General features: G+C 47.7%; 25 protein-coding genes. 5 read left to right on the top strand and 20 right to left on the bottom strand.

Translation table 11 applies throughout. The features are described 5' to 3' along the window. Positions 1-8: 8 nt before the first annotated feature. The 9 genes from MKY48_RS12580 to MKY48_RS12540 all read right to left on the bottom strand — a co-directional run bounded on the left by MKY48_RS12580 (position 9) and on the right by MKY48_RS12540 (position 5623). Positions 9-617, bottom strand: coding sequence for a class I SAM-dependent methyltransferase (locus MKY48_RS12580; RefSeq protein WP_339293036.1), 609 nt, complete (start codon positions 615-617; stop codon positions 9-11). Positions 618-845: 228 nt separating this feature from the next. Further along, positions 846-1622 (bottom strand): sulfite exporter TauE/SafE family protein, encoded by a 777-nt coding sequence (locus MKY48_RS12575; RefSeq protein WP_339293502.1) that lies wholly within the window; start codon positions 1620-1622, stop codon positions 846-848. Positions 1623-1790: 168 nt separating this feature from the next. Then, the gene (locus MKY48_RS12570) at positions 1791-2918 is read right to left on the bottom strand and encodes an MBL fold metallo-hydrolase (protein ID WP_339293035.1); all 1128 of its coding nucleotides are present in this window, start codon (positions 2916-2918) and stop codon (positions 1791-1793) included. A gap of 111 nt (positions 2919-3029) precedes the next feature. Beyond that, on the bottom strand, positions 3030-3605 hold the full coding sequence (locus tag MKY48_RS12565) for a sulfurtransferase TusA family protein (RefSeq protein WP_339293034.1): 576 nt from the start codon (positions 3603-3605) through the stop codon (positions 3030-3032). Positions 3606-3714: 109 nt separating this feature from the next. Beyond that, positions 3715-4011 carry a rhodanese-like domain-containing protein gene (locus MKY48_RS12560; RefSeq protein ID WP_339293033.1) on the bottom strand — a complete coding sequence of 99 codons (297 nt, stop codon included), beginning with the start codon at positions 4009-4011 and terminating at the stop codon, positions 3715-3717. Between the two features lie 27 nt (positions 4012-4038). Continuing rightward, the gene (locus MKY48_RS12555; protein ID WP_339293032.1) at positions 4039-4398 is read right to left on the bottom strand and encodes a rhodanese-like domain-containing protein; all 360 of its coding nucleotides are present in this window, start codon (positions 4396-4398) and stop codon (positions 4039-4041) included. Between the two features lie 43 nt (positions 4399-4441). Beyond that, entirely contained in the window at positions 4442-4927 is a 486-nt protein-coding gene (locus MKY48_RS12550) for a DsrE/DsrF/DrsH-like family protein (RefSeq protein ID WP_339293031.1), read from the bottom strand. A gap of 79 nt (positions 4928-5006) precedes the next feature. Continuing rightward, positions 5007-5234: a sulfurtransferase TusA family protein gene (locus MKY48_RS12545; protein WP_076321090.1), complete on the bottom strand. Its 228-nt coding sequence runs from the start codon at positions 5232-5234 to the stop codon at positions 5007-5009. Positions 5235-5362: 128 nt separating this feature from the next. Next, on the bottom strand, positions 5363-5623 hold the full coding sequence (locus MKY48_RS12540) for a metal-sensitive transcriptional regulator (RefSeq protein WP_076321089.1): 261 nt from the start codon (positions 5621-5623) through the stop codon (positions 5363-5365). A gap of 258 nt (positions 5624-5881) precedes the next feature. On the opposite strand from MKY48_RS12540, the gene MKY48_RS12535 reads away from it, so the two are divergent. Then, complete coding sequence (locus tag MKY48_RS12535) at positions 5882-7534, top strand: CoA-disulfide reductase (RefSeq protein WP_339293030.1); 1653 nt, start codon at positions 5882-5884, stop codon at positions 7532-7534. Positions 7535-7649: 115 nt separating this feature from the next. Here the strand turns inward: MKY48_RS12535 and MKY48_RS12530 are convergent, their stop codons facing one another. The 9 genes from MKY48_RS12530 to MKY48_RS12490 form a co-directional block, all read right to left on the bottom strand. Then, a complete protein-coding gene (locus MKY48_RS12530) occupies positions 7650-9035 on the bottom strand; it encodes an MATE family efflux transporter (RefSeq protein ID WP_339293029.1) in 1386 nt (461 codons plus the stop codon). Between the two features lie 431 nt (positions 9036-9466). Next, positions 9467-9859, bottom strand: a complete 393-nt coding sequence (locus tag MKY48_RS12525) for a DUF302 domain-containing protein (protein WP_339273486.1) — start codon at positions 9857-9859, stop codon at positions 9467-9469. A 151-nt stretch (positions 9860-10010) separates the two neighbouring features. Then, entirely contained in the window at positions 10011-11609 is a 1599-nt protein-coding gene (locus MKY48_RS12520; protein WP_339293028.1) for an extracellular solute-binding protein, read from the bottom strand. Positions 11610-11671: 62 nt separating this feature from the next. Then, the gene (locus MKY48_RS12515; protein ID WP_076321084.1) at positions 11672-12574 is read right to left on the bottom strand and encodes a carbohydrate ABC transporter permease; all 903 of its coding nucleotides are present in this window, start codon (positions 12572-12574) and stop codon (positions 11672-11674) included. Between the two features lie 10 nt (positions 12575-12584). Then, entirely contained in the window at positions 12585-13529 is a 945-nt protein-coding gene (locus MKY48_RS12510) for an ABC transporter permease subunit (RefSeq protein WP_339293027.1), read from the bottom strand. A gap of 335 nt (positions 13530-13864) precedes the next feature. Continuing rightward, positions 13865-16123 (bottom strand): helix-turn-helix domain-containing protein, encoded by a 2259-nt coding sequence (locus MKY48_RS12505; protein WP_339293026.1) that lies wholly within the window; start codon positions 16121-16123, stop codon positions 13865-13867. Between the two features lie 233 nt (positions 16124-16356). Beyond that, the gene (locus MKY48_RS12500) at positions 16357-17739 is read right to left on the bottom strand and encodes an MFS transporter (RefSeq protein WP_339293501.1); all 1383 of its coding nucleotides are present in this window, start codon (positions 17737-17739) and stop codon (positions 16357-16359) included. Between the two features lie 230 nt (positions 17740-17969). Beyond that, a complete protein-coding gene (locus MKY48_RS12495) occupies positions 17970-19058 on the bottom strand; it encodes a saccharopine dehydrogenase NADP-binding domain-containing protein (RefSeq protein ID WP_339293025.1) in 1089 nt (362 codons plus the stop codon). 91 nt (positions 19059-19149) lie between these two features. After that, positions 19150-19869, bottom strand: a complete 720-nt coding sequence (locus MKY48_RS12490) for a class I SAM-dependent methyltransferase (protein WP_339293024.1) — start codon at positions 19867-19869, stop codon at positions 19150-19152. Positions 19870-20034: 165 nt separating this feature from the next. Between MKY48_RS12490 and MKY48_RS12485 the strand changes: the two genes are divergently transcribed. The 3 genes from MKY48_RS12485 to MKY48_RS12475 all read left to right on the top strand — a co-directional run bounded on the left by MKY48_RS12485 (position 20035) and on the right by MKY48_RS12475 (position 22960). Then, a complete protein-coding gene (locus tag MKY48_RS12485; protein ID WP_339293023.1) occupies positions 20035-21114 on the top strand; it encodes a LuxR C-terminal-related transcriptional regulator in 1080 nt (359 codons plus the stop codon). A 222-nt stretch (positions 21115-21336) separates the two neighbouring features. Beyond that, positions 21337-21957 (top strand): DUF1796 family putative cysteine peptidase, encoded by a 621-nt coding sequence (locus MKY48_RS12480; RefSeq protein WP_339293022.1) that lies wholly within the window; start codon positions 21337-21339, stop codon positions 21955-21957. 190 nt (positions 21958-22147) lie between these two features. After that, positions 22148-22960: a hypothetical protein gene (locus MKY48_RS12475; RefSeq protein ID WP_339293021.1), complete on the top strand. Its 813-nt coding sequence runs from the start codon at positions 22148-22150 to the stop codon at positions 22958-22960. 88 nt (positions 22961-23048) lie between these two features. Here MKY48_RS12475 and MKY48_RS12470 read toward each other — a convergent pair whose 3' ends face one another. Together MKY48_RS12470 and MKY48_RS12465 are read right to left on the bottom strand one after the other, a co-directional pair. Beyond that, entirely contained in the window at positions 23049-23639 is a 591-nt protein-coding gene (locus tag MKY48_RS12470; RefSeq protein ID WP_213645061.1) for a hypothetical protein, read from the bottom strand. A gap of 174 nt (positions 23640-23813) precedes the next feature. After that, on the bottom strand, positions 23814-24650 hold the full coding sequence (locus MKY48_RS12465) for an AraC family transcriptional regulator (protein ID WP_339272273.1): 837 nt from the start codon (positions 24648-24650) through the stop codon (positions 23814-23816). Between the two features lie 122 nt (positions 24651-24772). On the opposite strand from MKY48_RS12465, the gene MKY48_RS12460 reads away from it, so the two are divergent. Beyond that, positions 24773-25768 (top strand): Gfo/Idh/MocA family oxidoreductase, encoded by a 996-nt coding sequence (locus MKY48_RS12460; protein WP_339293020.1) that lies wholly within the window; start codon positions 24773-24775, stop codon positions 25766-25768. Positions 25769-25790: the final 22 nt, after the last annotated feature.

Raw genomic sequence — 25790 nt, 5'->3', positions numbered from 1 at the left:
GCTGGCTTTCATTCCGTTGTTCGCGGTTTCTGGCCTGCAAACTGAATGACATGAGACAAGCCTTGATGCCCCTGCCCTTCCTGCCTGATGACCTCACCCATGAAAAAATGGACAATCCGCCATTCGGCAAAAGTTTCGAGGAAATCCCCAGGGGCGTATAAAAACTGTTGATCTTGCGGTCCCCCGCTTCGATAAGGAATCTGGTACGGGGAGTACACTTCGGCGAGAAAATATCCACCCGGCTTCACCGCTCTCTTCACGCCTTCTAAAGTCCTCGTTCTCAATGCCTTGGGAAAATGTCCAAACACACAAATAATCTCATCCCATTGATCCTGCTTCCACTGCGCTTCGTGCAGATCCACAAGCTCTGTGCGAATCTGCACATTGCAGGCTTCCGCCAGTTGATTGGCTTTGTTCAGGCCGGATTCCGCGTAATCCCATACGGTTACGTTCATGCCTTCCCGGGCCAGGAACACCGCATTCCGTCCTTCTCCCTCTGCGATCGCCAGCGCATCCCCCGTTAATGCCAACTTCTTATGCATATCGGCTATAAATACATTCGGCTCGGTTCCAAAGACGTAATCTTCTCCCTGAAACCGTTCATTCCATCGATTCATCGTTTGATCACCTCTATTAATCATCAGTTATCTTAAATGAGAGTGGACATATCACCATAATACCATGCCTGTTACATAGATTCAGCATCACGCCTTATGTGATGCCCCCCTGCCTTTCCCCTTAAAATGCCAAAAAGGCTCCCTGAATGACTCGGGAGATCAGCCTCTTGGCGTGCAGTATCTACCGCACGGGGTCAGAATGATCCAGGCTCTATCCAGAACCCGCAATCATAGAATGTCCAGCCAAATTTTGATGGCGGTTGCCAGGATCAAAACTGCCAGCATGATCTGCAGGACCTTCGTATTCATCTTCTTGCCCGCTGCCGCTCCAAGCGGAGAAGCGATCAGACTGGCAACAACCATGATGAGGGCAGGGATATAATCCACTTGTCCCGTCGTCAGCTTGCCTACCGTTGAACCGATGGATGAGATAAAGGTGATCGCCAGCGAGGTTGCAATGGTCATCCGGGTCGGTATTTTCAATACAACCAGCATAATCGGAACGAGCAGAAAAGCACCGGCCGCTCCGACGATACCGGCTCCGATTCCGACCACAAGAGCCAGTCCAGCGGCGAGCCACTTATTGAACTTGACCTGGTCCAGCGGAATATCGTCCACGCCTTTGTTAGGAATGAACATCATAACGGCTGCAATAAGTGCCAGTATTCCGTAAATGAGATTGATACCGCCTTCACTCATCATCTTGGAGCCGAAGCCGCCGATAAAGCTGCCCAGCAATATGGCTGACCCCATATAGATAATAAGCGTCTTGTTCAGATATCCGCCCTTACGGTACGCCCAAACGCCGCCGATCGTGGCAAAGAATACCTGTACGGCGCTTATGCCCGACACTTCATGTGCCGTGAATGCCGCAAGACCGAACAGCGGCGGGATGTACAGCAGCATCGGGTATTTGATTATCGAACCCCCAATGCCAACCATTCCGGAAATATATGAGCCAATGAATCCGATTAAAAATATCGTGATGATGAAGGTTATATTCAGTTCCATCCTGTTGCCCCCTTACTTCTTTAGAAAAGGGAACCCTTATGGTTCCCCTTCTCTTTATAATCTGTGTTGTTCCTGGCTCCATCTTGTTCTGACTTCTGAACTGAGCATCCTTCGTGCATATTTTGTTAATCCATCTATAAAGAACGGATGGTCTGGTCAGAATTAACGCACCGCACACCGGTTCGGTCCAATCTCCATCTCGCGCTGCTGGTCCGTGTCAGGATTCAATTTCCCCATGTTCGTTTGACGGATTTCCTGATAGCTATTTGGCTGTGGCGGCAGATTCTCCGTTACGATCGTTCGGAACTCTGCTTCATCGGTTATATTCAGACCATGGTTTTCCCGGTAAAGTTCCCCAAGTTTCTTCGCAACCGTTCCGTCCTCATTCAGTTCTTCCATGATCATAAAATGGGCTGGCAGCACGATCAAATCATCCGATAATTCGGTATAACGGGCATAAAGCGTCTCCCGCAAATCGCTAACCCAATCCTCTGCAAGACCTGCCAGGTCCGGGCGGCCAATGGAATCGATAAACAAAATATCGCCTGTCAGCAGGTACTGATCATCGATAACAAACGAAGTGGAGCCAATGGTATGCCCCGGGGAATGGAGCGCTTCAATACGGATTCTTGTGCTGCCAATCATCACCTCGTTACCATCCTCCAGCGGTTCGTACTTATAAACCACCTCGCCTGCATCCTTCGGCGGGAGCCAGTAAACTGCCCCCGTCTGCTCGGCAATCATTCGACCACCGGAAATATGGTCCGCATGCAGATGGGTATCAAACACATGTTTAATTTCAGCATTAATGCTCTCAGCAAATTCAAGATAAACCTCCGTCATGCGGGTTGGGTCAAACAATGCTGCTTCCCCGTTCGATACCGCCATATAAGACAAGCAGCCTTTTCCTATTCGAACGAACTGATAGAGCGCGCCGCCGTCTGCCAAGTTGCCGACTTTCAGTGGCACAAGGTGTTCACTCCAGGCTTTCATTCCGCCTTTCAAGTACGCGACATTCCGGCCGTGCTCGGCCAACATCTCAGCCACCATCACCGACGATCCTTCCTTAGCGCATACTACGAGTACTTCTTGATCGGACGGAATCCGATCCAGAATATCTTCCACCCCGTCAATCACATCAAAGTAAGGGACATTCAAATGCTGAATTCGTTCGCCTTCAATCTTCCAATCTTCGAAATCCGAAGGGTTCCTTACGTCCAATATGAACAGGCTCTCTTTCTGAATCGCCTTCATGGCCACCTCTTGTGCTTTCATTTCTCTTACTGTCATGTTGTTATTCCTCCTCGTAAGTTCAGTAATCATCTATAAATGCTTCAACCTGCGTTTTAAAGCTTGGAATCACGCAGCATGCTTTAACAGGCGGGCTTCTTAACCATTTGATCAATCGTTCATGCTCTTCGTTTGTCCACCCCAACCGCTCATGCCCGGCACGACGTTCACAATGTCTGTAAAGCCGTTAGCTGCAAGCTTTTGAGCTGCCATGTCACTGCGGGTTCCGGTACGACAGATGACGTAGATCTCATCCTGTTTGTTCAGTTCATCCATACGTTTATCCAGTTCACCAAGCGGCATGGATACCGCATTCGGAATATGCTCAAAGGCAAATTCCGCCGCTTCCCTCACATCCAGAACAACGATTGGTGCACCGGACTGCAGTTTCTCCTCCAGCTGTGCATGATCCGCTACATGCGGATAGGTTCGTTCTGCCGTTTCTTCACCGGAAGCTTTGCGCAAATAGTGCTTCAGAACATCACCCTCTTCAATCGTTCCGAGATATTGGTGCCCTGTGCTTTCAGCCCATGCCTTCATGTCGGCCTTGGACCCTTTGTCGGTTGCCTCCACCTCCAGCACTTGACCCGCTTCCAGATCCTTCATCACCTTTTTCGTGCGGACGATGGGCATCGGGCATGCCAGCCCTTTTGCGTCAAGCTTTACATTGGATTCAATTGCTGTCATTTAACATCGAACCTCCATCATATTTATTTTTCATATACCACCAGGGGTATATTTTATTTCAAAAAAAAGGTGCGCCAAACACACCTATTCTTTCTCAACGTGAATACAGCTACTCTGTTTTGCCTTCCCATGCAAGCATGCCGCCCGTCATATTGACGACTTGATAGCCTTGACCCTCCAAATATTCCGTTGCCCGGCCACTGCGACCACCGGATCGGCAAACCATGATATATTCCTTTGATGGATCAAGATCCTGCTTGCGAAATTCAATCAAACCCAGCGGAATGTTGATGGCGCCCGGAATTTTCCCTTCTGCGACTTCTTCCGTTTCTCGCACATCGATAATATTCATAATAACCCCATCATTCAGCTTCTGCTCAACTGCTTTTGGAGAAATCTCTCTCATGCTGATAAACAACTCCCTCTTACAAATTTAGGACCAGGCACTCATGCCGCCTTTGACATTGGTCACCTTCTTAAAACCTGACTTCCTCAAAGATTTGCTGGCTTTATTGCTTCGCATACCACTCTGGCAGATCAATACGACTTCCTGATCCTTGGAAAGCGAATCGCTGCACTGCAGAAGCTGATCCAGCGGAATATTTCGAAAACCCCGAATGTGATTTCCCTTGAATTCACCCGGTGTACGGACATCAATGAACTGTTTGTTTGTGTCCTTCAGCTCATGCTTCAGCTGTGACGCGGTAATTTGTCTGACTCCCTTGGCCGGGAGAGTTCTCCATACGAAAAACAGGACAATGAGTGCAATGAACATGATATTGAGTATATTCATCTTGAATTCCTCTCTTTATAGAGGCATAATCGCCTCTATTCCATTAGATAAACAAGTTCACATTGCCATTCTGGGCATCACCCAAATACGCCGCAACACCCGCGTACTCAATGCCGTTAAGCAATTCTTCCTTTTGCAAACCTAACAGATCCATCGTCATGGTGCATGCGACCAGCTTCACGTCTTGCTCCTGTGCCATCTCAATTAATTGCGGCAGCGGAACGGCATTGTGCTTCTTAATCACACCCTTAATCATTTTGGGACCCATTCCGGCAAAATTCATTTTGGAGAGTCCCATTTTATCGGACCCACGCGGCATCATTTTCCCGAACATTTTCTCCATAAAACTCTTTTTCTTAGGCAGCAGCACATCCTCTTCCTTACGCAGTGCGTTCAACCCCCAGAAGGTGTGGAATATCGTTACCTCATGGTCATACGCGGCAGCGCCGTTTGCGATGATATAGGCAGCCATGGCTTTATCATAATCGCCGCTAAATAATACGATCATTGTCTTTTTTGGTTCTGTCACGTTATGATCTCCCCCTGTGAAATGATTAATGAAATCACCTTACCCTTACCCCTATGGGTATGATGGAATTTAAAAAAATTTAGCCCTTTTTAACCCAAAATTTTAACACACCGCCGTCCTCTTGATGATCCAGCAATTCATTACCTGTTGACTTGGCCCATGCGGCAAGATCGCTCTTCGCGCCTTGATCGGTCGTATGAATCTCAAGCACTTGACCTGGTTCCATATCCTTCATCTCTTTCTTCGTTTTCACGATTGGCATAGGACATGCCAAGCCTGTTGCATCCAATACTTTATCCGCGTTCACTATAATTCCTCCTTAGAAGTGATGAAAAAAATTAAATACCCATAGGGGTATATTAAATGATATTGAATGTCGTGTCAATCATGTTGTAGTTTCCATCTTGATATGGATCAAAGCGTTAGGTCCTTCAATTATCTGCTTCTTACGAGCAGATTTACCGCTTCTACCACAAGCTTCTCTGTGTCCTGCCCGCTCTCTTCGGCTTTCTGTACGCACTCGACAAGGTTTGAGCTGACTACGACGCCTATCGTGCGATCTATTGCCGTCCGTGTTGCCGAAAGCTGGGTGATCACGTCCTTGCAATCCTTGTTCTCCTCCATCATCTTCAGGATGCCGCGCAACTGACCTTCGATGCGTTTCACCCGATTCTTCATCTGATCATTGTAATCCATCTCGAATCCCTCCTGTCCATATACTTTGTTATTATATTTAACCTAGAATCCATATTGTTTTACATGATATTAATATATACCCCATAGGGTATATTGTCAAGTGTGTGATGCCACATATCCATAACGACTAGTCTGTTCACCACTTGTTTTATCCTGTTTGATATTTGTCACACACAGCATGGCTGCTATATGTTATGATACCCCATAGGGTATACAAATTCAATTCATAATATACGCCAATTCAGGGAGGAATAGACCATGAGCAAAAAAATCGTCATTGTCGGCGGCGTAGCTGGAGGGGCCTCGGCAGCAGCCAGACTACGGAGATTGGATGAGAGCTCTACCATTATTTTAGTAGAACGCGGTGAATATATTTCGTTTGCCAACTGCGGCCTGCCCTATTATATAGGAGAAACTATACAGGATCGCAATAAACTAATGGTTCAAACCGTACCCGGCCTCAGCAGCCGATATCAGCTGGATATACGGAATGTAAGTGAAGTTACGTCCATTCAGCGTGATGAGAAGATGGTTACGATTAAAAACCTTAAAACCGGAGAAACCTACACGGAGAGTTATGATTACCTGATCCTGTCGCCCGGAGCGAAGCCGATTGTGCCGGATATTCCCGGCCTGTCGGAATCTCGCAACGTATTCACATTGCGCAATATCCCGGACACGGACCGAATCAAACAATTTGTAGATAATGACAACCCCAAGGAAGCCGTTGTTGTTGGCGGCGGGTTTATCGGACTTGAGATGGCGGAGAATCTGGCCGATCGCGGCATTCAGGTGACTGTCATTGAAATGGCTAATCAGGTTATGGCTCCTCTCGACTACGAGATGGCTGCTATCGTCCATTCGCATCTTAAGGAAAAAGGAGTCCGTTTAATACTTGAGGATGGTGTTCGGGCATTCCATGACGGCGGACAACGAATTGAACTTTCCAGCGGGAAACAAATAACAACCGATATGATTTTGCTTTCTATTGGTGTTCGTCCCGAGAATGTACTGGCGGTAGATGCAGCTCTTCCTGTCAATGATCGCGGGGGGATTCGAGTGAACGAGTATTTGCAGACGGCTGATCCAAACATCTATGCCATCGGAGATGCGATCGAGGTGAGGGATTTCATCCTTCAGAGCCCCACGATCATTCCGCTCGCGGGACCTGCCAATCGGCAGGGACGCCTTGTTGCAGATCATATCTATGGAAAAAACAACCGTTACAAAGGCACACTCGGTTCCTCAATCGCCAAAATCTTTGATCTGACGGTTGCTGCGACAGGTGCCAATGAAAAACGTCTCAAGCAGATGAATGCACCTTACCAGGCTATCCACATTCATCCTTCGTCACATGCTGGATACTACCCCAGGGCGTATTCGATATCATTAAAGCTGTTATTCCATCCGGAAACAGGACAAATCTATGGCGCACAAGCCGTTGGAGCAGATGGCGTGGATAAGCGAATCGATGTCATTGCTACAGCGATCAAGGGGAAGCTCAGCATATGGGACTTGACGGAACTGGAGCTATCTTACGCCCCACCTTATTCCTCCGCCAAAGACCCGGTAAACTATGCTGGATATGTTGCCGCCAACATCCTGGATGGCTTGGTTGAAGCCGTACAATGGGACGAGATCGACGATCTGGTAAGAAAGGGTGCTACCTTGATCGATGTGCGTGAGCCCAAGGAGCGGGACGCGGGTTATATTGAAGGTTCCATCAACATTCCGTTGAACGACCTCCGTAACCGGCTGAAGGAATTGCCAGAGAATGAAACCCTGTACGTTACCTGCCAGGTTGGGCTGCGTGGATATTTGGCCGCACGTATTTTGGCAGAGCATGGATTCAGCGTTAAGAACCTGGACGGCGGCTGGAAAACGTACGCATCGGTTTACAAGCCATCATAATTGGCTTTGTATCATCTGTCTGATGCATAAGAAGACATGCATAATATGAAAACATGCAAAAAAAGGCCCCGAAGAACGGGAGCCTTTTTTTGCTTAATATTAAATGAATAATAGCTTAAATCAGCTTGTGCGCATACCATTTCTTGCCGCGGAAGCGCCATAGGAAGACCGCTCCCCTTACGCCCCATTCACAGTTCATGGCCAGCCATACGCCGAGAATGCTCCAGCCCAGAACGATCCCCATAATATAACCGAGAATCACCCGGAACAGCCACATGGTCAGCATCGAAGTGATCGAGGTAAAACGCGAGTCGCCCGCCGCACGCAGCGCCGAAGGCAGAATAAAGCTTATCGACCATAACGGAACCTGTACAAGGGTGTTAATCAACAGCACCACGAACAGATCGTTCACGATTTCCGGAGGCGGGTTAAACAGCCCGACCAACGGCCGGTAGAGCGGCATCAAAATCAAACCCATCAAGGCCAGCGAGATTGCACCCAGCCATAGAAAAGATTTGATGAACTTGCGCGCATCCGCTATATTTCCGCGACCAATGCATTGACCGACGACGGTCACAATCGTTAAGGACAACGCACTGGCTGGAATTTGGAAAACGGCCGCAAGCGAAGACCCGATCGCATTCGTTGCAATGGCGTACGTACCCAAGCTGACAATAAACACTTGAGTTAAGAGCTTTCCCCCGTTAAAAAACATCTGCTCAGCTGCAAACGGAAGTCCGATAAACATAATTTTGCGCAGCATGGATACAGGGAAGTGAAACAAATCCCGTAGACGGATATGCAGCGTTGCATCCACTCTGAACAGATAGTAGAGCGCGCAGGCCGCACCGGCAAAACGGGCGATGTTAATCGCCAGCGTCATGCCCATAACGCCCATATTCAACAGGGTGATGAATACGATGTTCAGCAGAACGTAGAGCAGGTTCATAATTAACGACAATGCAAGTGAAGCGCGGGTCTTTCCGATCCCCCGCAGCGCGCCGCAAACGGCCTGCACGATGGCAATTCCGATGAAGGAAGTGCTGCTTCCGATCAGATAAACCCGCGCACTCTCCAGCACCTCGGGAGACGCTGAGCCAAATAGCAGATTCAGCACCGGCTGGTGAAGCCCAATGATCAGCAGCGCGATCGCTAAAGCGATCATCGCCACCGATGTAACGGTGGCCGCAGAAGCGCGGGATACCATCAAGGCATTGCCGCTTCCCTTATACTGCGCGACAACGACGGTGCCCCCGGTTGCCACCGCTACGAACACATTGATCAGGAAGATGTTCAGGGAGTCCACCATGTTCACGGCGCTGACCGCCGATACGCCCGAAGAACTGATCATGGCCGTATTGACCAGGTTCAACCCGATGATGAATGCCTGGTCGATCAATATCGGGAAAAATAAAGCGAAAATCTGCCGGTAGTCCATCGACTCCCCGGATAAATGCTGTTGAAGCAAGCCGTTCATTTGGGTTCGTAATCGAACCAACATCTGTCATCACATTCTTTTCGTTGTAATATAAAAGAAAAAAACTCTTCATGCGAAGAGCTTAAAGGCTTACGGTATTTAGAAATGGCTGCCGTAACCGTTCCGCTTGGGAGAGCTCACTCCCTCGCCAAGGGGACAAATACGGATTGATTCATTTGATCCGGATAAACCCCGTCTTTGATTGGAGGATACCACCAGACCCGTGTTCTGTCAATGAATGTACGCCACAGGAAAAGACCGTAAACCGCTGATAAATGGAGCAACATGATAGTCTGCAGGTTGTAACCCTTTATATAGAAGCAGAAGAGGCTTCACCTTCTGTCAGAGCATTTAGAAGGTGGCCTCTTCTGTAAAATGCCATGGATGTAATCAACTTGATCGTTCAGAGCACAAACGTGCCGGCATCCTTTTTCACTCACGCCAAATGCGAGAATTTATTTGCTATTATCGATACAAGCGATAAGCCGTTTCTCCACATCCTGGGCAATGCCCCGCAGGGATTCAAAGGATTCATTCTCCACCATGCCAATAAGCGCCGTGGGTCTCGGGAGTCCGATCTTCGTTCCCCCTTCCAACTCATAAACGGCGATTTTACAAGGCAGGAAATACCCGGCCAAGTCATTCTCGCTCAACACTTTTTTCGCCTCAACCGGATTGCATACCTCCAGTATTTCGTACTTCTGATCAAACTCGATGCCCTTCTCATTCAATTTGTCTTGAATGCTGAATCGCCATAGCACACCGAACTTCTCTTCGGCCAACGCTTGTTCCAATGCAGCAATGGCATCGTCTACTGACTTATCCGTTTCTACCGTATAGTGAAATATGTTTATCCCTCCAGAATGGTAGTCATTTTATAATGCGGGTGCCGATCGCACTCGACTAGCCTTATGGTAGCCAATCCGGTATGGAAATACTTCCGTGACACTAAATAAATTAACCTGAAATAAAATCATGAATCACGGTTCTTCATCCTAATTATTCCGACTTGTTCCAGCGGTCATAGGCATCCTGATAAATCTTCAGCATTTCATCCAGACCCATCTTGTTAATCATCTTCACATAATCGTCCCACTTCGTGAGCGGCTCCTGGCCAACGACAAACTTCGCTTCCATTTGATCGACATAGGTTTTAATGTCCGTCTTAATGATATTCAGCCTTTTTTGCTCATCATTGCTGAAATACACATCGGGGTATGCCTGAACCGCATAAGGGTTCAACTTCTCGTCCACCATTTTGTTGTAATCCGGCCCTTTGCCGTTATCACGCATAGCGTCAAATTTTCTTTCCTTGATCAATGGCAGCTGTCCGCCACAGTCCGGGGTTAACTTCGCCCGATATTCCTCACTGTTCATTCCTTCAGGAAAATCGAACTCCCACTTCGTTTTGGCGTCATCCAGCCATTTGATGCTGTTTCCGTAAATCCCGAGCTTGCTGCCTTCGGAGGAGTACAAATAATCGACCCACCGCATCGTTGCCTCAGGATACTTATTCTGACTCGTAATCGCGAATGTACCGCGGCGAATTTTCGATGATTTCATCGCCAGCTTCTCGCTGTTGACCGGACTGGTCAGCGTCCCAAGCATGGGGTGCTTCAAATTGTCTTCCGGTTTATCCACCTTCAGGACGAGATCTGGAGATGAATGTGGGAAAGCACCGATTTGGTTCGAATTGCCTTTGGCCGTCATTTGCTGGGACGTCTGTACAAAGGTTTCCTCATCCATCAGCTTCTCTGTGAACAGTTTGTTTAAGTAAGCGAGATATTCCTTGTACTGATCTTGCACCGGATTAAAGCGGACCTTCCCGTCCTTTACCTCCACTTCACGGCCAAGCAAGCCGAATGTCGGCAGCAGCACGCTCTGGAACCCTCCCAGTTTCTCGCTGGATAACGGGACTTCGTCATTCTTGCCGTTCTTGTTGGGGTCTTCGTTTTTGAACCGCTTCAGCAGCTCATACAGTTCATCCGTAGTCGTTGGCTCCGTCGTAATCCCCAAGCTCTCCATCCAGTCCCCGTTCAGCCACAGTCTGCTCGGAACGAACGCGCGAGGCTCGTCAATGATAAGCGGGAGAGCGTAGATATGCCCGTCCACGGTGGTGATCGACTTTTTGATTTCCGGATTATCATTCATGAGTTTATTGAAATTCGGCGCGTACTTCTCGATCAATCCTTCCAGCGGAACCAGATAACCTTGGCTGCCGTATGTAACTTCATCGTCAGGTGTAAGACCAGCATTGAAAAACACATCAGGCAATTGTTGGCTTGCGAACGCCAGATTCTTAGCCTCTTGATAGTTGGCTGCTGGAGGTGTATTGAAATTAAAATGGATATTTGTCATTTCTTCCATTTCCTTAAATAATATCATGTCCTCCCAAGGCCCATGAATGGCCGCTTTCGCCCCCATCATCGTCAACGTGATTTTCTCACCTACAATCGGGTAGCCGCTAGTATTGAAATTTTTCGGTTCTCCCCCACTTTCATTCCCAGCATGATTCGTTTTATTGCCCGTGCTGCACCCGGCTAACAGAATTGCGCTGCTAATAATGATACAGAAACTGCCTTTTAACCATTTTTTCATTTCTTTATTTCCCCTCTCTATGAGCTTATATTGTTGATCATCGTGAAATTCCAGATGTCCCGTTACCCCTTGACGGAGCCAATCAGCACACCTTTCATGAAAAAGCGCTGCATAAACGGATAGATGACGATAATCGGCAAGCTGGACACGATCATGACGGCATACTTGATGATGTCGGCAATCCGGGCCTGTTTGGCCATCGCTTCCATGTCGTCTCCGGTCATCAGCATCGTATCGTTCATCTGATTCTGTACGAGGATTTCACGCAATATTAATTGAAGCGGATACAAGCTGCGGTCCTTCAAGTAAATGATCGCACTAAAGTAACTGTTCCAGTGAGTCACCCCATAATAAAGGGCCATGACCGCGATGATCGGAGCAGAGAGCGGAAGCACAATTTTCAAAAACAGAACGGTATTGGAGCAGCCATCGATTTCGGCGGATTCCTGGAGCTCTTTCGGAATATTGGTTTGAAAAAATGTGCGGCAAATAATCAGGTTATAGACTGCAACTGCATTAGGAATCAGCAGCGCCCACACGGTGTTCAGCATTCCAAGCCAGCTGACGAGCAGGAAGGATGGAATCAGTCCACCTCCGAAAAACATCGTGAACACGATCAAACCCATCATAATCCCGCGGCCTTTCAAATCTTTGCGGGAGAGCGCATAGGCTCCTGGAACGGTAAACAGCAGGTTGATGGCTGTTCCTGCAACCGTATACAAAATCGTGTTTCTGTAACCGGACCAAATCTCCGGATTTTGAAACACCCGCTGATACCCTTCAAACGTAATGCCTCTGGGATAAAGCCACATCGTCCCCTGATTCACATAGACAGGATCACTGATAGAAGCGCTGATAACGTATACGAGCGGGTATAAGACGATGATCAGGATGAAGAACAGAAATATGAAATTGATGATTTCGAACACTCTGTCCGATCTAAGTTTCCTTTTCATGGTTGTTATCCACCTTCCTTTACCATAGACTTGTCTCGTTTACTCTCTTGGCGATCCGGTTAACGGTAAGCAGCAGTATAAAATTAATGACCGAGTTAAACAAGCCAATCGCAGCCGAGAAGCTGAACTGGCCTTGCACAAGCCCGCTTCGGTATACGTATGTGGAGATAACGTCTGACGACTCCAAATTCAGTGGATTTTGCAGCAGGAATACTTTTTCAAACCCGACGGACATAAAGCTCCCTACGTTCAGAATGAGCAAGATCACCATCGTAGGCAGGATGCTCGGAAGATTGATATGCCATATGCGCTTCATCCTGGTGGCTCCGTCAATCATCGCCGCTTCATGCTGCTGGGGATCGACTCCAGCCAGCGCCGCCAGGTAAATAATCGTCCCCCAGCCCATACTTTGCCATACACCGGAGAGTACAAACACAGACTTGAACCAGCCCGGTTCGCCCAGAAATTGTACAGGTTCTCCACCCAAAGCCTTGATGGCCAAATTGACTAAACCGGTTCCCGGAGACAGAAAGGCGATAATCATGCCGCTCATAACGACGACGGATATAAAGTGAGGCGCATACGTTACGGTCTGCACCCACTTCTTGAACGCCCCGTTCTTCAGCTCATTAAGCGCTAACGCGATAATAATCGGGATCGGAAACCCAACGATCATTTCATACAAGCTGATGCCAACCGTGTTCCCAATCAGATCCCAAAAATAATAAGAATCGAAAAAACGCCTTAAATGCTCAAGACCAACCCATGGGCTGTTCCATATCCCCGAACTGGGGGCATAATCCCTGAAGGCAATCTGCAGGCCATACAGCGGGAAATAATGAAATACAATAAAATAGGCCATCGTGGGCAGAACGAATATATACAACTCCCAATTTTTGAGAACCGACTTCCATCTGCTTTTCCTGAGCCCGCGTTCCGCACTTTTGGCAGCAAGCAGTGTCATGAACCTACCAACCCCTTTCTCAAATTGAACTTGTGAACCACAGTTAATAAATCTCATGCTATCTGTTCGAAGATGTAATCGTAAATCTGTAGATATTGTTCTGGGGTTGTTACTTTTTACATTGCCTGCCACGACAAGGCGGATTCGTGTAAATTTGTTATTCTTGCTGTGGCTTGTCGATTCTTTACAATTCTGTATCAGCCCTCCTTATTAAGGATTACCTATACCCTGACCCCAAGCTAATGGACAAAAAAAGCGCGTTCTCTCGAATCGAAAATTTCGAGTAGAAACACGCGTTTTATCGAAAGATTATACGAAGATTTACAGCTTTGTGCTCACGAATACAGTTTCCGGTATTGCCCAAGCGTTATACCTTCTGTATTTTTAAATTTGCGCATAAAATTGGAGACGTCCGAATAGCCAACGCTGGCAACAATATCTTTAATCGCCAGATCGCTGTGCTTTAACAGCCGTTTGACCTCCTCCATGCGAAGATGGGTAACATATTCGGTGAACGTATAACCCGTCTGGTCCTTCATGTAACGGCTGAAATAGGAAATGGACATCTGGAAGTGATCGGCGATTTTCTCCAAATTCAGGTCATATTCCTGGTAGTGCTGCTCAATGTATTGGAAAATCTCTGCTCCCATGGCGGTGTTCTTGCTTTCTTTATTGGCCTGCACATAATCGCATATGAGGTCAATGAGTCCGGTCATCCCCGCATCCAGTTGTTTCAAGGTCGTAAATTCCGCCAAATGGCTCCGATACTCTTGAGGAATACTCAGTTTCAGTTCATTCATCGTTCTAAGGAACGTGTTAATCAGATCAAAACTCATACAGCGGAAGTAAAACAAGGATACTTCTTTTCCTTCTAAATCGTGCACGATGTTAACCAGCGCGGTTTTGGCTGCTGCATTGTTTCCCTGCTTCATGCTTTGCACAAGGCGGATTTGCTCTTCGATCGGGTACCATTCACTGCCTTCCTGCCATTCGGACATATCAGCGAAATATACGATCTCCCCTTTGCGAATCCGACCACTTTGCTCCATAGCAGCTGAAGCTTCAATGTAAGACCGATTCGCATGAATCAGCCCGGATACCGGGCTGCCCACGCCGACCGTTGGCCGAAACCCGCAGCAGTGCTCGAACAGCCGAGCAATTTCGCCTGCAATTTCCTCTTGGACATGGCGCAGACATGATTCGTTGCAGCCCGTGCTAATCAGGATGGCGAGGGACTGATCTGGTATGAGTTCCACTCCATACCCAACTGCATCCGTCATGGATATCTCGGACAGCAGCCGCAGCAGCTCTTCCCGGTTCTGCGTGGATATATACTCACTCCCGTCCATCGGGATAACGGTCACAAAGCAGTTCTCTTCGGGAAGCGACAAATTTTCCCGAGACAAAAAAGCTATCGTCTCCTCCTCATCCTTGATCAAACCTAATATCAGTCGGACGAAAAACTGCTCACGCACAATCGGACGCTGTTCATCGATTCTCTTCATCAGGTCGCGCGTAGCCTGAACGGAATCGCGGATCAAGTCGAGCTCATTATGGCGGCGGTTATCGTTTCCATGCGTCCATACTTGTAAAGTCCGTACATAGTCTGCAATGTTCCGGATCGGACGATATTGTCTAGTCGAGAGCAGGACGGCGATCAGAATCCCGAAGGCGACAACTGCACCACAAATGAGCAATACAAAGGTCCGCATTTCCAGTACCCTTCCCAAAAACTGGTCGGTTGGCATAACGATGACATAAGACCAACCCGTCCATTTTGATTTAGCCTGCATTAGAGAATAATGTTCGCCGCCTAGCTTGGCATCATGAATGCCATCCTGTGTCTTGGAAACAAGTAACTGTTTAGCTTCCTGTTCTGTCAGGTCGTTCTCGTGGCTTCTTGAAGCCAGAATGCTGTCCTTGGAATCCAAAATGTAAACGCTACCATTAAAGTCCCCTAAAATAGGACCAACCAGGTCGGTCAGCATCGATTCACGAATGAAGAAGCTAACCGTGCCGTAAGGAGCTTGGCTATTGCGTGGAATCGGGAACATATACATCAGCACGTTTTGCTGTTGGCTGCTGCCCGTGACCGTAGTCTGGATACGACGGATTTCTGGGATCTGAAGTCGGCTCATTTCCTCGTCCAGGCGAATCCCGTCCAGGTCACTAAATCCGTATACACGCTTTGCAAATGTATCGAATGAGTTGATTCCGGACGAAGTATACAGCCGCTCATCCCCATGAAAATAAAGCGCGACTTCATCGACTATCGTATTATTTGCCTTATATTTGCCCAGCTCATCTACCGCTTCAATTTCCTTGTATTTCCCGCTCTTCACTACGAATGGAGTCAATTCGGAGTCAATCGAAATCCTTGAGGCCGTGTTGTCCAGACCGCGTGCCAATAAGTCGAACGTATTCTTAACCTGGTTCAGCTTGTATACATTGGATGCCTCAATTTCACTTTTGAATCGTACGACCGCATTATAATACACGACACTGCTAAGTATGATGAACGGTATGGCAAAAATCAGTACATGCGACAGTAGAAATTGATAGAATAAGCGAGAATTGGTTCGTTTACGCCTCATTGCTCTCCCCCAATATTTAGTTCTGGCAGCAAATTAGACTGGAATGCCGTTTTTCTTTAAATAATACAACTCCTTCCATTTATTATTCGTACAATATAGGCGTTATCCGTGAGTTAGTCAATACAGAAGTGGCAGCTAACCATGACGTATAAAAGGCTTGTTACCCAAAAATCCCGCTCTCTCCGTTGTTACAAGAGAGAGCGGGATTTGGATCACATATGTGCTTCTAGGCGTTAGATTTGGCTGCTTCTTTTTCTGATAAAAGCCAATGTATAGATCATACTTCCAGCTACGATAACCAACGAAAACAGAAGTAGCAAATTACTGTACAAGTCTGCCTCAGCATTCCATAACATCGGAAGAAGCGGGAAATCCAGCAAGCGTCTGGAAAGCAAGCCTCCTACAATTGCGACTCCGATCCCTTCCGATAAGAAGCAGGCAAAATTAAGCATTCCCATCCCTGCTCCCGCTTCTTTCTCTTCCAGAGAATCGGAAACGACCGTTGAAATCACCGTCTTCACAAATGAAAGGCCTCCAAATACAAAAATCAGCATAGCTGTTACAATCCTAGGTGATTGATCCGCCAGCATAGCCATGGTTAAAAAACCACCGATAATCATCATGGCTCCTATATAGAACACAAAATGATGACCTTTCTTATCGACGAGTAACCCCCCTAACATGCCAAACAGCATGACGCTCATGGCACCAGGAAATATAATACCCGCGCCAATCATGTCCGTAGACAAATGATGGACGCTTCTCATCAGATAAGGAACCATGGACAGAAATCCGGCTACTATGCCCAAAATGACGCAGCCCGTGATCGTTCCGGCGATGAACTTCTTCCTTACGAATAAATAAGGTTCGATAAATGGATTTGAGGCCCGCTTGATACGTGCGGCGAATAATACGAGCGCTGCTAAACAGCCAGCCAAATACATCCAATGTTCATGGGTCGTAAACAAGGTAAATAGCACTACGCCAACGGAGAGCAGAGCTGCTCCCGTAACATCAACGTTCCCTTTCTGTTCGGTTTCATCCGGCAGCACTTTTAAAAAGAACGGAATCGTTGCAAGCGTCATAAGAGGAAATACAAACAACACGGACCAGTGCACATAATGGGCAACAACGCCTCCGATGACAGGCCCGATTCCTTCGCCCGTTGCAACCAGCGATCCTATAAGACCAAAAGCTCTTCCACGAGATTTTGCATCGAAATAACGCACAATCATGACCATGACCAGCGCAGGGATGGCAGAGGCTCCTGCCCCCTGAATAAATCTTGCCGCAATCACAGTAGGTAAATAGGCATGTGCCGCTAATCCCAGCATAGACCCACTACCGTACGTTACGATGCCTATAATGAGCATTTTTTTGATCCCGTACAGATCCGATATTTTTCCGTACACAAACGAACCTATGGCAAACGACAGCATAAAGCCTGTATTGATCCAATTGGCTGTCGATGGCTCCACATGAAATTGTCTGGCGATATCCGGAAGTGCCACATTAAACACCGTTTCATTCAAAACGCTGAAAAAAACCAAAAATCCCAGCCAGGCAAACGCGCCTTTCAAATTTGTGATCCGTAATTTTTGACTTGGTTGAGTAATCTCTTCCACTTGGTAGTTGCCCCCGTAAATTTAGGGGAATACGCAGTTTATAGGGTCAATGATGCGATTTCCCTCAAATTTTGTACCCAAATCCATCTTTTTTGCCGCATGCAATAATCCTCCTTTGAATATTCTGATTTTAATATAACATACGGATAAGGAAGACGAAAAATACAATGATATAGAAGCCAGGAGAGGGTTCGCATGTTATTCGCGCCTTTAGAAGGTGGCTAAATACTCCCTTTCACCCCGTCCCGCCATACCTCCACGCTAACCTCTTTCTCCAGCCACCCCTTCATACTCGCTAATTCAAACACTTGTTCAATATGAAACACCCCGCACGCTATATTCCCACTGTATACAGCATCCGCAACACTCGCTGCTACCTTAGCCGTTAATCTGGACTGGTCCCGCCCGATCAGCAAGCATTCAACTGTACTGTTTTTGCTATGGTGCTTACCCTGGGCTTCAACTTTTAAAGCAACATCATCGGACCCCATTCGTATATTCATAAAAGCTTGCACGGCAGCGTTCCGTATCCATTTCACTTTAAGCAGATGATGCAGACCGGATGCACGGAATCCTGCCAGTATGGAAGTTAGAGGGGAAGAATCAAAACCCAACCGGGTCGACACGGTGGGGACTTCCAAGGTGTGGGGCAATGTGGATTGATCCGAGAACGGGAATCGATACACGGATTTACGTCCTATTTTTTCGCCAAAATGAACCGACCTTCCATCCGAGAAACTCGCAACCGTCCTAAAGCGATGGTTCTCCATCACCTGAAAGGTGGAAAGGAGATTGTCCACAGTCCACTCTACGGCAGCCTTGCCGTGCCGATCCCCTAAACCCAGCATAATCGAGATATCAACCGACTCTGTTACATCCAGACCTTTGCTCGCCCAGCTCGCCATTAGATTGGTTAACCCTGGGGCCAGACCTACACTCAGAATGGCTGTCGATCGGGATTCCTCTGCTGCCACCTTCCACTTCGACACTTGATTCAAAAATTCGGCTTTTGCCGATATATCCACATAGTTGGTCCCGCTCCGGATGCAAGCCCCGACCCAGGCATCGTCCGCTTGATCCAGACACATGACCACGAGTTTGATCTGTTCCCACTCACTCTCCATGACCGGCTGCCCCATATCTAATCGCATGGGGAGCACCTTCCCACCTGTCTCCTGACTGAAACGTTCGGCTCTTTCCAAACTTCTTCCTGCAGCGTATACAAGACCGGGATATTTCTCCCCTAACTCCTCGCATATGATCCTTCCTACATGCCCATATCCGCCTACAACCACAATGCGTTCCTTCATGATACTTCCTCTCCATCTCTAAAAAATCTATATAAGTAACGAGCCCCGCTCAGACTTGAAAATCCTCGGTATCATTGCCTCGGAACGAAGACTAACCCTTAACTGCAAACCATCCCTCGATCAGAAAAGCGCCATAATACCGGGTCACGTCTTTAAAACCCGTCTCCTCCAACAATTCCCGCATGACGTAATCCGTGACAGGATAGGAACCGTTCCCCATGGACTGCGAGAAACGATCCCATTCCTCCTCAGGGATGCCGTTATCAAGCATGTGTTTCCGCCATGCCATCATTTGTATCCGAAAAGCGGCCGAATCCACATCACCCCCAATGTGTGACAGTACGAAGGGTGCACTCGGCTTCAAGCGTGCCGCTATTTGCCGCAGCAGCTCTCTTTTTAACGCCAGCTCTTCCACAAAATGAAGCACAAGCAGGCATGTTGCCGCATCATAAACCACTTCCCGAGGAAGCACGTTCACCGTCCCCTGGAGCAATGCAACTCGATCTGCCATGCGTCTCTGTTCCACTCGCTGCCGCGTTATCTCCAGCATAGATGAAGATGGGTCCACTCCCTGAAAGTTCCATTCCTCATGTTCGCTCCCAAAACCCACAATCTCCTGTCCCCCGCCTGCCCCTACAACAAGAAAGTGCGCCTCGCCGTAATCCTCTCCTAATCGAGCCGTTATCAGCCGCTCTGCCATGTCATATATCAAGGAATATCCCGGTATTTTCCGAGCGATCGTCTCCACGTAACGGCTGGCATGCTCATGATTCCAGTCCAGCGAAGCAAGCCCTGATTTCACTTTTTTCATGGGTAAACCTCCCTTTTTCCAACATGATGCAAAGGTACAGATCTCTTTCATTCCTTCTGCATTCATGACATAATAAGAATCATTCTCAATTATAAGGATAGAGAACGATAACCCTATCCCATAAATGTGGGGTTTTTCTTAGACTGATGATGCAGGTGACTTAATATGGACACGCAACTTAACAGCTTATTAAATAAAATAACGGCGCTTGGCGGGGCTTTATCTACTTCCCAGGCCTACCGGAGCAAACTCATCAAGCAATTGCGCAGCTGGATTCCTTTCGAATCGGCTTGCTTTACGACGGTAGATCCACGTACATTGCTCTCTACCGGTGCGATAACGGATGAAGACATTGAGGCAATCCATGATCGCCTGTTCGAGTACGAATATCTGCACAGCGATTACAATCACTTTCATGAATTGGCGAACTCCATGGAGAAGGTGGCAACGCTAAGCGGTGCTACGAACGGGGCTTTGAACAAAAGCCCTCGTTATCTGAACGTGCTGCAGCCGGCAGGCTTTCATGACGAGATGCGTGCCGCATTGGTAGCGGATGGCATGTGCTGGGGATTTCTAACGATATTCCGTCAGGAGGGCCAGCCCTTTTTTAGCGAGGAGGAACGGCAGCTGCTCTCTTCCCTGGCACCATTCATGGCGGCCATACTACGTGATCGAAGTCTTCCGCGATCCACTGTAAATGGAATGGATCCTGTGCCTGAGCCTGGTTTATTGCTGCTGTCCGAAACGCTCCAAATTCTTTCTTATAATGCTGCTGCACGGCAGTGGATGTCATTGCTCCAGGATGTAGAGGGTTTGAATGCCGCTTCACTCCCCCGCCCGCTGCGGGCAGTCTGCTTCCGGGCTTTGTCCGAGAACGACCGAGGTACGGCCTATTCAACGAGCGCTCATACTCGCGTCAGGCTGAAGGGCGGATCCTTTGCCAGCATACGGGCAAGTTTTCTGCACGGTCCGGATGCCCTTACCAAGCTCGCCGTCACGCTTGAGCCTGCCAATACAACAGATATGCTGCCGCTAATCTCGGATGCGTTAGGATTAACGGAACGAGAGAACGAAGTGATCAGCGGTATTCTGCGAGGATTGTCCACCAAGGAGCTTGCTCAATCCCTGTTTATCTCCCCCTACACGATTCAGGATCATCTGAAGTCTATTTTCGTCAAAACTGGTGTCAACAGCCGGAGGGAATTAATATGGCAGCTTCATTCAAAATTTAGCCTAAGTCCTTAACGGTTGGGACCGAATATGAATATATGAAAAACGAAGCGCTAATCCTACTCGTGCTTCGTTTTTCCTGTGTGGCACCCTCCTCTCAAAGTATCACTTCCTTCTACCGTTAAGCTTAAACGGTGGCTATCGTCTGCTCTCCACACCTACCTTGGTCACTACTCCATACCAACTCTATCAATTTGCATATGATATCTAATGATAGATTCAAGGAGGTCTGGTAGCATGACAACCCCTATGGAGTTTGATGCCATTTTCAGTCTGGGTCACAACTGTCAAGTTGCCGCCCAGCTAAGAAGAAACAAGCTGCGTCATGCAGCAGGTCCGTGGGACTGGTTCAACTTCGCTTCGACCCGTGAATTTTGCAAAGTGATTAAACATCAAATCAGTGATTTCATGCTCCGGGATAACCTGGACATTTATGGTAAATCCGTGAACTGTTATTATGTACGCGACAAACGATCCTCCTGTTTATCCTTCCATGATTTCAAGAACAACCCGGAGGAGCAGCCGCTATATGACTACCCCGCTTTTCGCGAACGGCTGGATCGAAGAATCGAACGCTTTAACCGCTGCTTGAATTCTGAACAAAAGACGCTGCTCGTGCGGATCATCCCGCATAAAAAGGATGCTGAGACGATTGATCAGGTTATTCGCGAAACTTACTCCAATCCGAACGTAACCCTCTTATTTGTCATGCTTAGCAGCAGTCCAAGTATTGTTACTCTTCCTTCTTTCTCGGATCGGGTGCTCATCAAGCAAATACCGAAAGGGCCCACATGGGAGGGAGATTTGGAGGCTTGGATGACCATTCTTGGAGGATTTTCGCTCATTTCAGGGGAATAAATGTTTGACAAAACCAAAATTTACCTGTATATTTACAAAAAGTGAATCGGAGCTCTTACGAAGGAAGCACCCGTAAGTCTGGCGTTAAATGCGCCTTTCTAACGGGTGCTTTTTGTCGTGAGTCCGGCCATCCTGTCATGATGCGACTGCCGCTCATGATGATTATTCGTTATGTTAAGGAGCGATGTTTATGTTTAGAAGATTACTGACCTCATCCCTTGTTATGGCACTACTTCTCACTTTAATCCCCATGCCTCTCGCGAATGCAGCTGCGATCGAGTTCACCGATGCGGTCCAAGCCCAATTGAATGCCACGGCGGACCGGGCCGGTGGAACCGTACGTACCAAACTCATCAATCAGTACGATAATTTTAAATCGGAACGAAAGCAAGCGATGGATTGGGATGATCGAATCTCTTCCCTTCGTTATGCCAATGAATCCAAAACTTCGGAAACCCGCAAAAGAATCAGCGAAATCGATAAGGATAAAATCCGCAAGCTGGAGGATCAACTCCAAGCAGCCAAAACCAAGTACCAGCCGCTGTTTAATACCTATACCGCTCTCAATAAGCAAATCGCCGTTGCTAAGAAACTTAAAGACAAAACAGTCTCCAAGATGTTGCAGTCACAGGCCGGTGGCATGAAGATCCTGGTTACCCTGGGACGTGAGGATATCCGAAATAAGCAGGCGGCACTTACGGCAGCCAAGAAAGAGAAAACTTCCAAAGCGGCAAAGGTCCGCTCTATCCTGTCCGAGATTGATTCCTACAAAAGCAAGATCAAGGGCGATAAAAGCGCAATCTCAACGCCAAATAAACTGATGACAACCGAGTGGAAAAATTTCAAAGCAGCAGTAAAGACGAATGAATCGGCCAGAACCAGCGATACCCTTTCCAGGCTGCTGACGCTCTCCGGTCAGATCTTGATGAAAAAGAAAAGCATTTACAGTCACGAACAAAAAATCGAGTCTATCATTGCACGAGCAAATGCGCAATTAAAATGACGCTTTCAAGAATCGCACCATACAAAAATAACTTCTGCCGAGGGCAGAAGTTATGGTTCGATATGCAACAAATCAACTCAATAGTAACTCAACTTGAAGCCGTTTGGAACGGGTATTGGAATCCAGCCAACCTGGATTGATCAAGCAATGGATAGTCATATAACATACCTTCATAAATAACTTCGAATGCCGGATGCTGAAAGAAATCATTCGGAGTTACTGCGGAGGAAGGGCGATTCCATAAATGGATTCTGCTTTGCTTCATCGCTTCCGCTACGAATTGTGAACAGAAGTAGGATCTTTCTCTCATAATATCAAGTCCCATCAGCACGCCAAACATACCAATGAGATTGTACCCGTAAGCATCCTCTTCATCCTTATAATTTTGAATCACGCTTCTTGCCGCCTCAAATTGCTCCCTTGTGACCTCGAGTCGGAGCAGAGCGCAGCGCGTACCTGGAAAGTGACGGAAGGTTCCTTCGTATACATCTTCCTCAACAAATCCCCCAACCCAGGGATTGTTGGCGCATTTGCGCCCAAAGCTGAACACTTCATTCAAGTTCTCGTCCAGCGCCAGCGAAGCATGATTATAGGGCGCGGCAGTAATTCGTTTAATCAGTTTGGTAAACATCGTACCCGTATCGGTCAGTAGAACATATATATTTTGGTTATCGGACATTTGGCTTTCCCCCACATACATTGATTACATATTTCATTGAATCCGGATTTCGTCAAATCCTTCGTTAATTCCATTGTAGTAGAGGCAAGCCGTTTCCATAACCGACTATAGGTGTGAATAGAACCTGGACCTAAGTCGAGTTCTCACCTAACCTTGGCGACGTGATATCCATAACTATACCCCATATAAGCGACGATAGGAAGATGGCGTCATACCTTCATGCTCCATAAATCGCTTGTTAAAGTAACTGACGCTCGGATAGCCCGCTTCCACTGCAATTTGTCCGATGGTTTTTTCTTTATGGTCGAGCAGCCACTGCTTTGCCATCTGAAGACGGCAGCGCGTCACAAAATCCATCGGGGTCATCTCCATAACATTGCGGAATAATTTGCAGAAATAGTAGGTGGTGACGCCAAGTCTGTCCGCCCACTCCTCCAAAATAAACGGTTGTGCCGCTTCCTGCTGCATGATCGGCAGTAGTTCAAGAATCCGGTTGGCCGAGTTGTTCGATTTATTGTCCGATAATGCGGACGCCTGCTCCACGAATACGGCTAACAAGGAATACGTTAGCGTGGACAGCTGCGCTGGCTTGAGCATCCGGTGGGTCTCCGCCTCACATAACAGCGCTTCGTGCGCTTCCTCAAAGGCTGACGGCTGCCGAATGCTCCACAGCTGGCTTTTATGAAATCCACGTTCGATGAAATAGTTCTGCAGACCGCTGCCATAAAAGTGGAACCACCGCACATCCCACGGATCGTCCTCGCTTGTGTAATAACGCTGAGCCTGCATAGGAAAATATAGCACGGCTTCCCCTGGGCCAAGCGTATGAACTACATTTTCGATTTCAACATACCCTTTACCGGAAGCCACATAATGAATATTAAAATTGTTCAGAGACCCGGCTGCCCGCGTAACGGTATGATCCAGTTCATCCCGGTATATCCCTACTGATTCGGGCAGGCAGAAGAATGGCATTTGCGGAAGGGTTAACAGATGACTTTGTCGTTTCATCATAATACTCCTCAAATGACAATATTGTTGTATTAGACTACAAAATAATATTATATCAATTTTAATTCTTGTCTTTTATAATCGCAATATAATCTTAATAAGTTGCATAGGAGCTGATGAACATGACTCAAAAACTTCGTTGGGGAATCCTTGGCTGCGCCAGCATTGCCAAACGCTCGGTCATACCTGGTTTACAGCAATCCCGTCTCAATGATGTCGTTGCCATTGCGAGCCGCGACCAGGCAAAGGCAGCGCAAACGGCAGAGGAACTGAATATTCCGACTGCATACGGCAGTTACGAGTCCTTGCTCGAGGATTCTTCTATAGATGCTATCTATATTCCGCTCCCTAACCATCTACATAAAGAATGGAGCATCCGTGCGGCGGAAGCCGGTAAACACATTCTATGCGAAAAACCCCTTGCGTTGACAGAAGCAGAAGCAGCTGAAATGGCAGAAGCAGCGGCTAAAGCCGGGGTAGTGCTGACCGAAGCCTTTATGTACCGCTATCACCCGCGGTATGACTTGATGAAGGAAATGATCGACGCCGGTGCCATCGGGGACATTCGGGGCATACGCAGCGCGTTTACCTTCAACAGCTCCGCCAATCACGGGAATGTCCGTTTTCGCAAAGACTGGGGCGGCGGTTCGATTTATGATATCGGCTGTTATCCGATCAATGCCGCGCGCATCCTGCTGGGTCAAGAACCGGAAGCTGTTACTGTTCAAGCTTTCTTCTCCCCCGAGCATGATTTTGTCGACATGATGGCATCCGGATTAATAGAATTTGAGGGCAATGTATCCCTGACTTTTGATTGCGGAATGTGGGCGGCGTATCGCAACCCGCTTGAGATTGTGGGAACGGATGGCTTGATCGAAGTCCCCTACGCCTATAGCCTTCCTGAGGACGGAGCGAACTTCTTCTTAACGACCGGCGAAGGACGTAAAGAAATCGAGGTTCCTCATGCAAACGCATACAGTGAACAAGGCGACCACATGGCTGAAGCGATTTTGAACAACCAACCTCTCCGCTACACTGCAGAGGATGCCATTCACAACATGAAGGTCATCGACGCCTGCCTGCAATCTGCCCATGAACGGAAGCGAATTGTGTTGTAATTTCACCCAAGGAGGATATGGA

Origin of the sequence: Paenibacillus sp. FSL W8-0187, assembly GCF_037969755.1 — a bacterium.
GTDB lineage: Bacteria > Bacillota > Bacilli > Paenibacillales > Paenibacillaceae > Paenibacillus_AQ.
The sequence above is the reverse complement of the archived record's forward strand: the minus strand, read 5'-3'. Positions and strand labels throughout refer to the sequence as shown.